This window comes from Streptomyces sp. NPDC093261 (assembly GCF_044753645.1).
GTDB lineage: Bacteria > Actinomycetota > Actinomycetes > Streptomycetales > Streptomycetaceae > Streptomyces.
Genome location: NZ_JBIVNO010000001.1, coordinates 442,723 through 455,268 on the forward strand (window position 1 = coordinate 442,723; position 12,546 = coordinate 455,268).

Consider the following 12,546-nt stretch of genomic DNA (forward strand, 5'->3'; position numbering starts at 1 on the left):
CCGGAGTGCGCCACACACGAGGGAGGCCCCGGATGCCACGGCATCCGGGGCCTCCCTCGTCCCGCCCTCGGGCCCGGGCCGTGCTCCCGGCCGTACGGGCGTTACGCCCTCGACGAAATCCGCGGGGGCGGGGGCGGCCACGACCTCCCGACGTGATGGATCAGACGTCCCAGACCGCGGCCCGGCGTCTCCTCAGCCGCCGACAAGTGCAAAGATGGGGTCTCGGCAGGACAGGGCCCCCACCGAAGGGCCGAAGCAACAAGCGGCCGGACACCAGCCGCCTGCCGGTCATCGGAGACCGGCGCACGGCGCACATGCATGGAGGACGTGACGTGGCGAACGACGCCAGCACCGTTTTCGACCTAGTGATCCTCGGCGGTGGTAGCGGTGGTTACGCCGCGGCCCTGCGAGGGGCGCAGCTGGGTCTGGACGTCGCCCTGATCGAGAAGGACAAGGTCGGCGGCACCTGCCTGCACAAGGGTTGCATCCCCACCAAGGCTCTGCTCCACGCGGGCGAGATCGCCGACCAGGCCCGCGAGAGCGAGCAGTTCGGTGTCAAGACCAGCTTCGAGGGCATCGACGTCCCGGCCGTCCACAAGTACAAGGACGAGGTCATCTCGGGCCTGTACAAGGGTCTGCAGGGCCTGATCGCCTCCCGCAAGGTGACCTACATCGAGGGCGAGGGCCGGCTCTCCTCCCCGACCTCCGTCGACGTGAACGGTCAGCGGATCCAGGGCCGCCACGTCCTCCTGGCGACCGGTTCCGTGCCGAAGTCGCTGCCCGGCCTCCAGATCGACGGCAACCGCATCATCTCCTCGGACCACGCCCTCGTCCTGGACCGCGTGCCCAAGTCCGCGATCATCCTCGGCGGCGGCGTCATCGGCGTCGAGTTCGCCTCCGCCTGGAAGTCCTTCGGTGCCGACGTCACGGTCATCGAGGGCCTCAAGCACCTCGTCCCGGTCGAGGACGAGAACTCCTCCAAGCTTCTTGAGCGCGCCTTCCGCAAGCGCGGCATCAAGTTCAACCTGGGCACCTTCTTCCAGAAGGCCGAGTACACCCAGGACGGTGTCAAGGTCACCCTCGCCGACGGCAAGGAGTTCGAGGCGGAGATCCTCCTCGTCGCCGTCGGCCGCGGCCCGGTCTCCCAGAATCTGGGCTACGAGGAGGCCGGCGTCGCCATGGACCGCGGCTACGTCCTCGTCGACGAGTACATGCGCACCAACGTCCCGACCATCTCCGCCGTCGGTGACCTGGTCCCGACGCTCCAGCTCGCGCACGTCGGCTTCGCCGAGGGCATCCTGGTGGCGGAGCGCCTGGCCGGCCTGAAGGTCGTCCCGATCGACTACGACGGCGTGCCGCGGGTGACCTACTGCCACCCCGAGGTCGCCTCCGTCGGCATCACCGAGGCCAAGGCCAAGGAGATCTACGGCGCGGACAAGGTCGTCTCCATCAAGTTCCCCCTCGGGGGCAACGGCAAGAGCCGGATCCTCAAGACCGCGGGCGAGATCAAGCTCGTCCAGGTGAAGGACGGTGCCGTGGTCGGCGTCCACATGGTCGGCGACCGGATGGGCGAGCAGGTGGGCGAGGCCCAGCTGATCTACAACTGGGAGGCGCTGCCGTCCGAGGTCGCCCAGCTGATCCACGCCCACCCGACGCAGAACGAGGCGCTCGGCGAGGCTCACCTCGCCCTGGCCGGCAAGCCTCTTCACATGCACGACTGACCCTCGGTCGACGAACGCGACGACACAGACTTCCGCACTTCGTAAGGAGCAACCGAAACCATGCCGGTTTCCGTAACCCTTCCGGCGCTCGGTGAGAGCGTCACCGAGGGCACCGTCACCCGCTGGCTGAAGGCCGAGGGCGAACGCGTCGAGGCCGACGAGCCGCTGCTCGAGGTGTCGACCGACAAGGTCGACACCGAGATCCCCGCCCCCGCCTCCGGCGTCCTGGCCTCCATCAAGGTCGCCGAGGACGAGACCGTCGAGGTCGGCGCCGAGCTGGCCGTCATCGACGACGGCACGGGCGCCCCCGCCGCGGCTCCGGCCCCGGCCGCCGCCGAGGCCCCCGCCCCGCCGGCCGAGCCCGCCCCGGCCGCGGCCGCCGAGCCGGCCCCGGTCGCCGAGGCCCCGGCCCCCGCTCCCGCCGCCCCCGCCGCTCCGGCCGGTGGCGCCCAGGGCACGGACGTGGTCCTGCCCGCGCTCGGTGAGAGCGTCACCGAGGGCACCGTCACCCGCTGGCTGAAGTCGGTCGGCGACACCGTCGATGCCGACGAGCCGCTGCTCGAGGTCTCCACGGACAAGGTCGACACCGAGATCCCGGCGCCCGCCTCCGGCGTGCTCCTGGAGATCGTGGTCGGCGAGGACGAGACCGCCGAGGTCGGCGCCAAGCTCGCCGTCATCGGCCAGCCGGGTGCCGCTCCCGCGGCCGCCCCGGCCCCCGCCGCCCCGGCTCCGGCACCCGCCGCTGCCGCCCCCGCCGCCCCCGCCGCGCCCGCCGCCCCGGCCCCGGCTCCGGCCGCTCCGGCGGCCCCCGCCGCTGCCGCCCCGGCCCCCGCCGCGCCCGCCGCCCCGGCCCCGGCGCCCGCCCCGGTCACCCCGGCCCCGGCGGCTCGCGCCGCGCAGCCGACCGACGAGGGCGCCTATGTGACCCCCCTGGTGCGCAAGCTCGCCGCCGAGAACGGCGTCGACCTGTCCACCGTCAAGGGCACCGGCGTCGGCGGCCGCATCCGCAAGCAGGACGTCATCGCCGCCGCCGAGGCCGCGAAGGCCGCCGCCGCGGCTCCGGCTCCCGCCGCCGCGGCGCCCGCCGCCCGCAAGGCGCCGGCCCTGGAGGTCTCCCCGCTGCGCGGCCAGACCGTGAAGATGCCGCGGATCCGCAAGGTCATCGGCGACAACATGGTCAAGGCCCTGCACGAGCAGGCCCAGCTGTCCTCGGTGGTCGAGGTCGACGTGACCCGCCTGATGCGTCTGCGCGCCCAGGCCAAGGACGCGTTCGCGGCCCGCGAGGGCGTCAAGCTCTCCCCGATGCCGTTCTTCGTGAAGGCGGCGGCCCAGGCGCTGAAGGCCCACCCGGTCATCAACGCCAGGATCAACGAGGCCGAGGGCACCATCACCTACTTCGACACCGAGAACATCGGTATCGCGGTGGACTCCGAGAAGGGCCTGATGACCCCGGTCATCAAGCACGCCGGTGACCTCAACATCGCGGGCATCGCCAAGGCCACCGCCGAGCTGGCGGGCAAGGTCCGGGCCAGCAAGATCACTCCGGACGAGCTGTCCGGCGCGACCTTCACCATCAGCAACACCGGTTCGCGGGGCGCGCTGTTCGACACGATCATCGTGCCGCCGGGCCAGGTCGCGATCCTTGGTATCGGTGCCACGGTCAAGCGCCCGGCGGTCATCGAGACCGAGGAGGGCACGGTCATCGGCGTCCGCGACATGACCTACCTGACCCTCTCCTACGACCACCGTCTGGTGGACGGCGCCGACGCCGCCCGCTACCTGACCGCGGTCAAGGCGATCCTGGAGGCAGGCGAGTTCGAGGTCGAGCTCGGCCTCTGAGCCACCGACAGCCGGCCTGTTCCACGGCGCCCCCGTCCGGACGTTCCGGACGGGGGCGCCGTGTCTGTCCGTGACAGCGGGGTGTAAGCCTTGTCTCACCTGCGGGAAAGCGCCCGCATGCGCTCTTCCCCCACGGGCTGACCGCCGTATTGTCTAAGCGTCGAACGCCCCGACTGAGGAGCCCTCATGACCGCGCCCGTCGTCCACTCGCTGCGCGAGCAGATCCGCGAGCACATCGTGGAGGGGATCGTCAGCGGGCGCTGGAAGCCGGGCGAGCGGATCGTGGAGCGGCGGATCGCCACGGAGCTGGAGGTCAGCCAGACGCCGGTCCGGGAGGCGCTGCGGGAGCTGGAGTCGCTGCGGCTGATCGAGTCGGCACCCAACAAGGGCGTGCGTGTGCGGAATCTGACGGCAGCCGACCTGGAGGAGAGCTATCCCGTCCGGGCCGGTCTGGAAGCCATCGCGGCGGAGCTGGCGGCCGGACGGCTGGCGGAGGACTGCTCGGCCCTGGAACCGCACGTGACGGCCCTCTACGAGGCGGACCGCAGGTCGGACGGGACGGGGCAGGTGCGGCACACGGTGGCCTTCCACCGGGAGCTGGTGCGGGCCGCCGGGAACTCGGTGCTGCTGCACACCTGGGAGGGACTGGGCATCGAGGTGTTCACGGCCCTGTCGATCCGCTGGCTGGGGACGGTGCAGCAGTCGTACGCGGAGGAGCACGAGGAGCTGGTGGCCGCTTTCCGGCGGCGCGACCCGCGGATCGCGGAGATCGTGAAGGCACACGTGCTGGGGTGCGCCCCACGGGCCTAGGAGCCCCTTCCCCAGCACCGGAGCGCCGCCCCGTTCGAACGCGGGCGACCTGCGAAAACCCCCGAGAAAGAGCGACACTCGGTGTCTCGTTCGACGGCACCGCGTGCCGACTTTCTCGAAATCGAGAGGTTTTGCCCCTCACCCCTTTGATCGATCATCGATCAGGGAGTTACAGTCGCCGACGGACTTCCACCGAAGTCCACCGCCCTGTCCTGCCAAAGACCAAGGGCAACCCCGACCCTTACCGATGAGGGAACCCCCTTCGACTGAGGAAGGCGGCGACATGACCGACCCCAACGCCATCCAGCCGAGCGAGCTCGACCAGCTCCCGGACCGCGACCCCGAGGAGACCGCCGAATGGCAGGCCTCCCTGGACGCCGTCACCAAGGCGGCCGGGCCGCACCGTGCCGCGTACCTGATGCGCCGCACGCTGGAGCGCGCCGAGGGCACCGGCATCGCGCTGCCGAAGCTTCTCGAGACGGACTACGTCAACAGCATCCCGACCGCCGCCGAGCCGGCCGTGCCCGGTGACGAGGCGATGGAAGCCCGGATCACCGCCTGGAACCGCTGGAACGCGGCCGCGATGGTGACCCGCGGCAGCAAGTACGGCGTCGGCGGCCACATCGCCACCTTCGCCTCCGCCGCCTGGCTGTACGAGACCGGCTTCAACCACTTCTTCCACGGCAAGGAGGGCGACGGCTCCGGCGACCAGCTGTACGTCCAGGGCCACGCCGCCCCCGGCATCTACGCCCGCGCCTTCCTCGACGGCCGGCTGAGCGAACACCACCTCGACCACTTCCGCCAGGAGGCCGGCGGCAACGGCCTGCCCTCCTACCCGCACCCGCGCCGGCTGCCCTGGCTCTGGGAGTTCCCCACCGTCTCCATGGGTCTCGGCCCGCTGTCGGCGATCTACCAGGCGCGCTTCAACCGCTACCTCACCAACCGCGGTATCAAGGACGTCTCGGCGTCCCACGTCTGGGCCTTCCTCGGCGACGGCGAGATGGACGAGCCGGAGTCGACGGCCGCGCTCGCGCTGGCCGCCCGTGAGGAGCTGGACAACCTCACCTTCGTCATCAACTGCAACCTGCAGCGCCTCGACGGTCCGGTGCGCGCCAACTTCAAGATCGTGCAGGAGCTGGAGGCCCAGTTCCGCGGCGCCGGCTGGAACGTCGTCAAGACGCTGTGGGGCAGCGCCTGGGACGAGCTGTTCGCCCTCGACACCACGGGCGCGCTCGTACGCCGGCTGCGCGAGGTACCGGACGCCCAGGTCCAGACGTACCAGACCCGCGACGCCGCCTACATCCGCCAGGACTTCTTCGGCAAGGACCCGGCGCTCGTCGAGATGGCGAAGGTGCTGAGCGACGACAAGATCCTCGACTGCTTCCACATCTCGCGCGGCGGCCACGAGCCCCGCAAGGTGTACGCCGCCTACAAGGCCGCCCTGGAGCACAAGGGCGCCCCGACGGTGATCCTGGCGCAGACGGTCAAGGGCCACACCCTCGGCGCGGGCTTCGCGTCGAAGAACGCCAACCACCAGATGAAGAAACTGACGGTGGACGAGTTCAAGGCGATGCGCGACCTGCTGGAACTTCCGATCCCGGACGCGCGGTTCGCCGACGGCGTGGTGCCCTACGGCCACCCCGGGGCCGACTCCCCCGAGGTCCGCTACCTCCAGGAGCGCCGCGCGGCCCTCGGCGGCCCGGCCCCGGCCCGCCGTGTCCACCCGGTCGCACCGCTTCCCGCCCCGTCCGAGAAGGCGTTCGCGTCCTTCGACAAGGGCTCCGGCTCCCAGAACGTGGCGACCACCATGGCCTTCGTCCGCCTGGTCAAGGACCTGGTCCGCGACAAGGAGACGGGCCGGCGCTGGGTGCCGATCGTCCCGGACGAGGCGCGCACCTTCGGCATGGAGTCGCTCTTCCCGTCCCTCGGCATCTACTCGCCGAAGGGCCAGACGTACGAGCCGGTCGACCGTGACCAGCTGATGTACTACAAGGAGGCCGAGAACGGCCAGATCCTCAACGAGGGGATCACCGAGGCCGGTTCGATGGCCGACTTCATCGCCGCATCGACGTCGTACTCGACGCACGGCGAGGCGATGATCCCGTTCTACATCTTCTACTCGATGTTCGGCTGGCAGCGCACCGCCGACCAGATGTGGCAGCTCGGCGACCAGCTCGGCCGCGGCTTCCTCGTCGGCGCCACGGCGGGCCGCACGACGCTGACGGGCGAGGGCCTCCAGCACGCCGACGGCCACTCCCCGGTGATCGCGGCCACCAACCCGGCCGCGCTGACCTACGACCCGGCTTTCGCGTACGAGATCGCCGTGATCGTCAAGGACGGTCTGCGCCGGATGTACGGCGAGACCGCGCCGGGTGAGGACCCGAACGTCTTCTACTACCTCACGGTCTACAACGAGCCGCTGCCGCAGCCGGCGAAGCCGTCCGGCCTCGGCATCGACGAGGGCATCGTCAAGGGCCTGTACCGCTACAACACGGCGGAGTCGGCGGGCCTGTCGCCCGTGGCCAACGCCCCGCGCATCCAGCTCCTGGGCTCCGGCACGGCGATCCACTGGGCGCTTCAGGCGCAGAGGCTGCTCGCCGAGGAGTGGGGCGTGGCGGCGGACGTGTGGTCGGCGACGTCCTGGGGCGAGCTGCGCCGGGACGCCATGGAGGCGGACGCGGCGCTGCTGCGGGGCGAGGAGCGGGTGCCGTACATCCGCCAGGCGCTCCAGGGCGCCGAGGGCCCGGTCCTCGCGGTGTCCGACTACATGCGCCAGGTCCCCGACCAGATCGCGCAGTGGGTGGAGCAGGACTACTCCTCGCTGGGCGCCGACGGCTTCGGCCTCTCGGACACCCGTGAGGCGGCCCGCCGCCACTTCGGTGTCGACGCCCCGTCGATCGTGGTCGCGGCACTCGCCCAGCTCGCCCGGCGCGGCGAGGTCAAGGCGACGGCCGTCAAGGAGGCCCGCGAGAAGTACGGCCTGTAAGAGCCGGTGATGCGGTGAGGCGAAGGGGTACGGCGGCCGCCGTACCCCTTCGCTGTCGGTGCCCGGCGGCATGATGACCGCATGCGTGCCGCCCGCCTGACGGTGACCCTGCCGGTGGAGTCCGAGGACGTCGCCGACGCGCAACTCACGGCGCCGGGGCCGGAGGTCGAGGTGCTGTCGCCCCCGGGACTGCGCGCCCGTCTCGCGCGGGACGCGCTGCGGATCGTCCTGCTCTACGGCCCGTGGCTTTCCACCGCACTCCGCGTGCGCCCCGCCCGTCGAGGGCCGATGCTGGTCCCGTGATGGACGAGACGGAGTTCTGGGCGCTGGTGGACTCGAGCCGCGAGGCCGCCGGGGGCGATGCCGACGAGCAGGCCGACCAGCTCGTCGAACGGCTGCTCCAGCTGGACCCGGAGACCGTGCTGGACTTCGCCCGCCATTTCGAGTGCCGCTACAACCGCGCCTACCGCTGGGACCTGTGGGGCGCCGCCTGGGTGCTGCTGGACGGGGCGAGCGACGACGCGTTCGACTTCTTCCGGTGCTGGCTGATCGGCCAGGGCCGGGAGGTCTTCGAGGGGGCCCTGCACGACCCCGACGCGCTCGCCGGCCTGCTAGGGGACTTCGACGAGGAGGTCGACGGGGACGGCGAGGAGCTGGGCTACGCCGCGGACGAGGCCTACGAGCAGCTCACCGGGACCGTGGCGCCCGACCTGGGCATCCCGCCCACGGCCTCCGAGCCGGAGGGGACACCGTTCGACCTGGAGGACGAGTCGCTGCTCGCCGAGCGCTACCCGAGGCTGTGGGACCGCTTCAAGGGCTGACCCGGCTGCCGGCCGGGATCGGCCCCGTGGTGCAGCGGCGCCCGGTTGGCCTGGTCGAGGGCGGACGCCGCAACCGCGGCCGGGCCGAGCACGACCGTCACCACCGCCCGGACCACCGTCCAGGGGTTGCGCACGGCCCCGGCCCGGGTGCCCGTCCTCTTCGTCTCCGTACGGCTGACGGCGTTCATGATCCCCACCTTCGGTCGGCTTCCGCGCACGACCGTAGGACGCGGGAATCGGAGGACACCGCGCCTGCCCTGTGATGTGTCTGTGGGTCTCGCGGCGGCACACGGTCCCCGGCCCCCGGGCCCGGGCGGGTCACCGTCTGCCCTGGAGATGGGCCGCCCGTTCCCTGATCGCCGGGAGCAGGGCGCTGAGGGCCGCGCCGGGACAGGTGGTCGCGTAGCCGTCCCGGTGACCCGCGAGGGCGGGCAGCATGACGGCGGCGCCCTCCTTGTAGCGGCTCTTGCCATTGCTGGAGACCAGCCGGACCCTGCTGCGCGGGTCGATGTCCGCGAGGCCCAGCTTCCACGCGGCCAGGGCGGCGATCGCGTCGGTCATGGCCCGGGGCACCGGCACGCCCGCCGTGAAGGTGCCGATGGCGGCGATGCCCGCCGTGCGGTGGTTGAAGCCCTGGGTGTGGGCTCCGGTGACGGGGCGTTCGACGCCGCCCGCGCGGCCCTCGTAGATCCTGCCGCAGCGGTCGACCAGGAAGTTGTAGCCGATGTCGTCCCACCGGCGGTTGCCGATCTGGCCGGCGTACAGCGCCCGGATGATGCGGGGCACGTCGGCGCAGTCGTAGCGGTTGGGCGAGTCGGTGTGGTGCACGAAGACCGCGATGACCTTGTCGTCGTAGCGCGGCGGCGGCTGGCTCGGCCTGACCGCGCGTGTCCAGGACGACCGCGGCACGATCCGCGGCCTGGGTGCCGCGTGCAGCACGGCGGACCGGGCCTCAACCGGGTGCGGGCGCAGGATCGACACCGTCTGCTCGACCCGGGACGGGCACGTCATCAGCGTGAGGGAGGCGGCCAATCCGGGCAGACAGCCGAGCAGCATCAGGGCGGCCCCCGGCACCCGTACGCACCGGGGTCGCACCAGCCTGGCTCTTGGCAAGACACGCATGGTCCCACTCTCGGCGGGTCCCCCGGCCTCCGCGATGTGTGCTGTGCCACCTGGCGGAACCATTGTCCCGGTCCGAGACGTTTTAAGAGGTCGACGTGCGTGCCCGTTCGCGGGCGTCCCCGCGCGCGTGGCTGATCACTGGGCCCCTGCGGCGCGTACTAAGGGGTCCTAGAGAAAGGCGGCTTCGTGGACCTGCTCGACATCCTGCTGATGCTGGTCATCCTGGCCTACGCGGCGTCCGGCTACCGGCGCGGGCTGCTGGCCGGCTGTGTCTCCCTGGCCGGCTTCGTGGGCGGGGCCGTCGTCGGTGTGTGGATCCTGCCGTGGGTCATGGACCTGGTGACACGGGGGACGACGGCGGCGACGGTCACCGCGGTGTTCACGGTGCTGGTCCCGGCGGTGGTGGGCCACGAGCTGGCGGGGCGCCTCGCGCTGAGGCTGCGGCGCGAGCTGGACCACGGGCCACTGCGGGTGGCCGACGGGATCGGCGGCGCGGCGGCCAACACGCTGGCCGTGCTGCTTGTGGCGTGGGTGGCCGCGAGCGTGCTGGGCGCCTCCTCCTCCCCGCTGGTCACCGAGGCGATCCGGGACTCCCGGCTGCTGGGCTCCGTGCAGAAGGTGATGCCGGACACCACCCCGGCCTGGTTCTCGCGGGCCACGACCGCGCTCGCCCAGGCAGGCTTCCCCCAGGTCTTCAACCCGTTCGAGAACGAGCCGACGGCCGGGGTGCCCAAGCCCTCGGGGGACAACGTCACCCCGAGCGCGACGAACGCCGCCAAGCTCAGCACGGTGAAGATCGAGGGCGCCGTGGGCACCCAGGGCCGTGAGGGCAGCGGCTTCGTGTACGCGGCACGGCATGTCATGACCAACGCCCATGTGGTCGCGGGCATCGACCATCCGACGGTCCGTGTCGGCGGTGTCGGCCCGTCGTACGCGGCCCGGGTGGTGCTCTTCGACCCGGACCGGGACGTGGCCGTGCTGTATGTGCCGGATCTGCACGCGCCCGTGCTGCGCTTCGACGGCGAGGCCAAGCGCGGTGACGCGGCCGTGGTCGCGGGCTATCCGGAGGACGGTGATCTGACGCTGCGGGCCGCCACGGTCGCCAGCCGGATCCGGGCCACGGGCCAGAACATCTACAGCTCGGACACGGTCACCCGGGACATCTACTCCGTCCGCTCCACCGTGCTGCCCGGAAACTCCGGCGGCCCGCTGCTCACCACGGACGGCCGGGTCTACGGCGTCGTCTTCGCCCGCTCCACCTCGGACCCGGAGACGGGGTACGTGCTGACGTCGGACGAGGTCGCGGGCGACGCCGGACGCGCGGCGGACGCCACGGCGGCGGTGGGCACGGGCGATCTCGTCACCCCCTGAGCACCGGCCCGCGGGCTCTGCCCGCCGGGGCTCGCGCTCACAGGAACAGGCCCATGAGCACGTCGTCGACGTACTTCCCGTCGATCAGGAACTCCTCGGGCAGGATCCCCTCCACCGTGAACCCCTCGGACTCGTACAGGCGCCGGGCCGGGGTGTTGTGTCCGAGGACGCGCAGGGTGAGGCGCCGGGCTCCCCGCCGACTCGCCTCCTCCCGCGCGGCCCGCAGCAGCGCCCGGCCGACCCCGGCGCCACGGGCCTCGTCGGCGACGGCGAGCCCCTGGATCTGCCGGACATGCGCGTTGCACTCCAGCGACGTCGGGAACCCGAGCCGGAGGTAGCCGACGACGGCGCCGCCGAGTTCGGCCACGAGATGGTCCCGCGGCCCGAACCGCTCGGTGAAGAAGGTCCCGTACGGCGGTTCGGGACGCGGCTGTACGGAGTGCAGCGGAGACCAGGTGGCACGGTCGAGGCGGCCGAGCGAGTCCTCGTCGTCGGACGTGGCGAGGCGTATGTACGGAACGGGCATGGGGCTCACTGTACGGCTGGGGCGGGAGAACCCGTCCGGGGTTTCCACGGCGCCCCGCGCGGAGCTCTCGCCGGCGACCCGCCCGGCGTTTTTGCGGCGCCCCGCCCGGAGCTTTCCCCCGCGACCCGCCCGTTCCCCGGCGAACCGTCCGGCGCTTCCCCCCGCGACCCGCCCGTTCCCCGGCGAACCGTCCGGCGCTTTCGCCGCCGACCCGCCCGTTCCCCGGCGAACCGTCCGGCGCTTTCGCCGCCGACCCGCCCGGCGTTTTCCTGCGCTTTCGCCGGCGACGCGCCCGGAGCTTTCCCCGGCGACCTTCTCGGCGACCCCCCTGGCGTCTTTCCCGGCGATCTTCCCGGGACCCGTCCGGAGCTCTCCCCGGGCCGCCGGGCGGGCCGCCTGGGAATCACGGGGCAGGATGGGCGCATGGAACGTTCCCGAATCGCCGTGGCCGGTGCGTCCGGTCTGATCGGCAGTGCCCTGGTGCGATCGCTGGCCGCGGACGGACACGAGGTGGTGCGTCTGGTGCGGCGCTCGGCCCGGGGCGAGAACGAGGTCTGCTGGGACCCCGAGGGGCAGTACGTCGACGCGACGGGGCTCATCGGATGCGACGCCGTGGTGAACCTCGCCGGGGCCGGCATCGGCGACCGCCGCTGGACGGACGCCTACAAGAAGACGCTCCGCGACAGCCGGGTGCTGGGCACGGCGGCACTCGCGGAGGCGGTGGCCTCCCTGCCCGAGCCGCCGCGGGTGTTCGTGAGCGGCAGCGCGATCGGCTACTACGGCGAGACCGGGGACCGCACGGTCGACGAGACGGCACCGCCCGGGGACGGCTTCCTTCCCTCGCTGTGCGTGGAGTGGGAGGAGGCCGCGGCCCCGGCACAGGAGGCCGGCGTGCGGACGGTGTTCGCGCGGACGGGTCTGGTGGTGGCCCGCGAGGGCGGGGCCTGGGGACGGCTGTTCCCGCTCTTCCAGGCGGGGCTCGGCGGGCGCATGGGGGACGGGCGGCAGTACTGGTCGTATATCGCGCTGCACGACGAGGTCGCGGCGCTGCGCCATCTCATCGACCGTGACGACCTGTCCGGCCCGTTCAATCTGACGGCTCCCCGGCCGTTGACGAACCGTGAGATCACGGATGCCATGGGGCGTGTGCTGCACCGCCCGACGCTCTTCCCGGTGCCCGCTTCGGCCCTGCGGCTGGTCCTCGGGGAGATGTCCGGGGATGTGCTCGGCAGCGCGCGGGTGGTGCCCGAGCGGCTGCTGGAGTCCGGGTTCTCCTTCGCGTTCCCCGGGATCGAGGAGGCGCTGCGGGCCGCGCTGGAGCGGTAGGGGACGGTGTGGCCACGGCGGTCG

11 protein-coding genes are annotated in these 12,546 nt (G+C 72.2%); 8 read left to right on the forward strand and 3 right to left on the reverse strand.

Translation table 11 applies throughout. The features are described from left to right. Positions 1 to 332: 332 nt before the first annotated feature. From lpdA to ACIP94_RS02075, 6 genes are all read left to right on the forward strand, one after another. Positions 333 to 1,721: a dihydrolipoyl dehydrogenase gene (gene lpdA, locus ACIP94_RS02050; protein WP_402418171.1), complete on the forward strand. Its 1,389-nt coding sequence runs from the start codon at positions 333 to 335 to the stop codon at positions 1,719 to 1,721. 60 nt (positions 1,722 to 1,781) lie between these two features. Further along, positions 1,782 to 3,560 (forward strand): 2-oxoglutarate dehydrogenase, E2 component, dihydrolipoamide succinyltransferase, encoded by a 1,779-nt coding sequence (sucB, locus tag ACIP94_RS02055; RefSeq protein ID WP_402418174.1) that lies wholly within the window; start codon positions 1,782 to 1,784, stop codon positions 3,558 to 3,560. A gap of 186 nt (positions 3,561 to 3,746) precedes the next feature. Further along, entirely contained in the window at positions 3,747 to 4,370 is a 624-nt protein-coding gene (locus ACIP94_RS02060) for a GntR family transcriptional regulator (RefSeq protein ID WP_402418176.1), read from the forward strand. Positions 4,371 to 4,653: 283 nt separating this feature from the next. Beyond that, a complete protein-coding gene (aceE, locus tag ACIP94_RS02065; protein WP_402418179.1) occupies positions 4,654 to 7,356 on the forward strand; it encodes a pyruvate dehydrogenase (acetyl-transferring), homodimeric type in 2,703 nt (900 codons plus the stop codon). A gap of 81 nt (positions 7,357 to 7,437) precedes the next feature. Next, positions 7,438 to 7,659 carry a hypothetical protein gene (locus tag ACIP94_RS02070; protein ID WP_402418182.1) on the forward strand — a complete coding sequence of 74 codons (222 nt, stop codon included), beginning with the start codon at positions 7,438 to 7,440 and terminating at the stop codon, positions 7,657 to 7,659. Beyond that, positions 7,659 to 8,177, forward strand: coding sequence for a DUF4240 domain-containing protein (locus ACIP94_RS02075; RefSeq protein ID WP_402420306.1), 519 nt, complete (start codon positions 7,659 to 7,661; stop codon positions 8,175 to 8,177). Before ACIP94_RS02070 ends, ACIP94_RS02075 begins: the two co-directional genes overlap by 1 nt. On the opposite strand, the gene ACIP94_RS02080 is transcribed toward ACIP94_RS02075, so the two are convergent. Continuing rightward, entirely contained in the window at positions 8,144 to 8,365 is a 222-nt protein-coding gene (locus ACIP94_RS02080; RefSeq protein ID WP_402418184.1) for a hypothetical protein, read from the reverse strand. The genes ACIP94_RS02075 and ACIP94_RS02080 overlap by 34 nt on opposite strands. 130 nt (positions 8,366 to 8,495) lie before the next feature. Next, positions 8,496 to 9,233 carry a peptidoglycan recognition protein gene (locus ACIP94_RS02085; RefSeq protein WP_402420309.1) on the reverse strand — a complete coding sequence of 246 codons (738 nt, stop codon included), beginning with the start codon at positions 9,231 to 9,233 and terminating at the stop codon, positions 8,496 to 8,498. A gap of 252 nt (positions 9,234 to 9,485) precedes the next feature. Here ACIP94_RS02085 and ACIP94_RS02090 point away from each other — a divergent pair, with 252 nt between their 5' ends. Beyond that, positions 9,486 to 10,670 carry a MarP family serine protease gene (locus ACIP94_RS02090; protein ID WP_402418187.1) on the forward strand — a complete coding sequence of 395 codons (1,185 nt, stop codon included), beginning with the start codon at positions 9,486 to 9,488 and terminating at the stop codon, positions 10,668 to 10,670. A gap of 37 nt (positions 10,671 to 10,707) precedes the next feature. On the opposite strand, the gene ACIP94_RS02095 is transcribed toward ACIP94_RS02090, so the two are convergent. Next, on the reverse strand, positions 10,708 to 11,196 hold the full coding sequence (locus ACIP94_RS02095; protein ID WP_402418190.1) for a GNAT family N-acetyltransferase: 489 nt from the start codon (positions 11,194 to 11,196) through the stop codon (positions 10,708 to 10,710). Between the two features lie 423 nt (positions 11,197 to 11,619). Between ACIP94_RS02095 and ACIP94_RS02100 the strand changes: the two genes are divergently transcribed. After that, complete coding sequence (locus ACIP94_RS02100; protein WP_402418193.1) at positions 11,620 to 12,522, forward strand: TIGR01777 family oxidoreductase; 903 nt, start codon at positions 11,620 to 11,622, stop codon at positions 12,520 to 12,522. Positions 12,523 to 12,546 lie beyond the last annotated feature (24 nt).

Excerpts from the sequence above, each read along its gene's own strand:
- sucB (WP_402418174.1), top strand. The coding sequence starts at position 1,782 with ATGCCGGTTTCCGTAACCCTTCCGGCGCTCGGTGAGAGCGTCACCGAG.
- ACIP94_RS02060 (WP_402418176.1), top strand. The coding sequence starts at position 3,747 with ATGACCGCGCCCGTCGTCCACTCGCTGCGCGAGCAGATCCGCGAGCAC.
- aceE (WP_402418179.1), top strand. The coding sequence starts at position 4,654 with ATGACCGACCCCAACGCCATCCAGCCGAGCGAGCTCGACCAGCTCCCG.
- ACIP94_RS02070 (WP_402418182.1), top strand. The coding sequence starts at position 7,438 with ATGCGTGCCGCCCGCCTGACGGTGACCCTGCCGGTGGAGTCCGAGGAC.
- ACIP94_RS02075 (WP_402420306.1), top strand. The coding sequence starts at position 7,659 with ATGGACGAGACGGAGTTCTGGGCGCTGGTGGACTCGAGCCGCGAGGCC.
- ACIP94_RS02080 (WP_402418184.1), bottom strand. The coding sequence starts at position 8,365 with ATGAACGCCGTCAGCCGTACGGAGACGAAGAGGACGGGCACCCGGGCC.
- ACIP94_RS02085 (WP_402420309.1), bottom strand. The coding sequence starts at position 9,233 with ATGCTGCTCGGCTGTCTGCCCGGATTGGCCGCCTCCCTCACGCTGATG.
- ACIP94_RS02095 (WP_402418190.1), bottom strand. The coding sequence starts at position 11,196 with ATGCCCGTTCCGTACATACGCCTCGCCACGTCCGACGACGAGGACTCG.
- ACIP94_RS02100 (WP_402418193.1), top strand. The coding sequence starts at position 11,620 with ATGGAACGTTCCCGAATCGCCGTGGCCGGTGCGTCCGGTCTGATCGGC.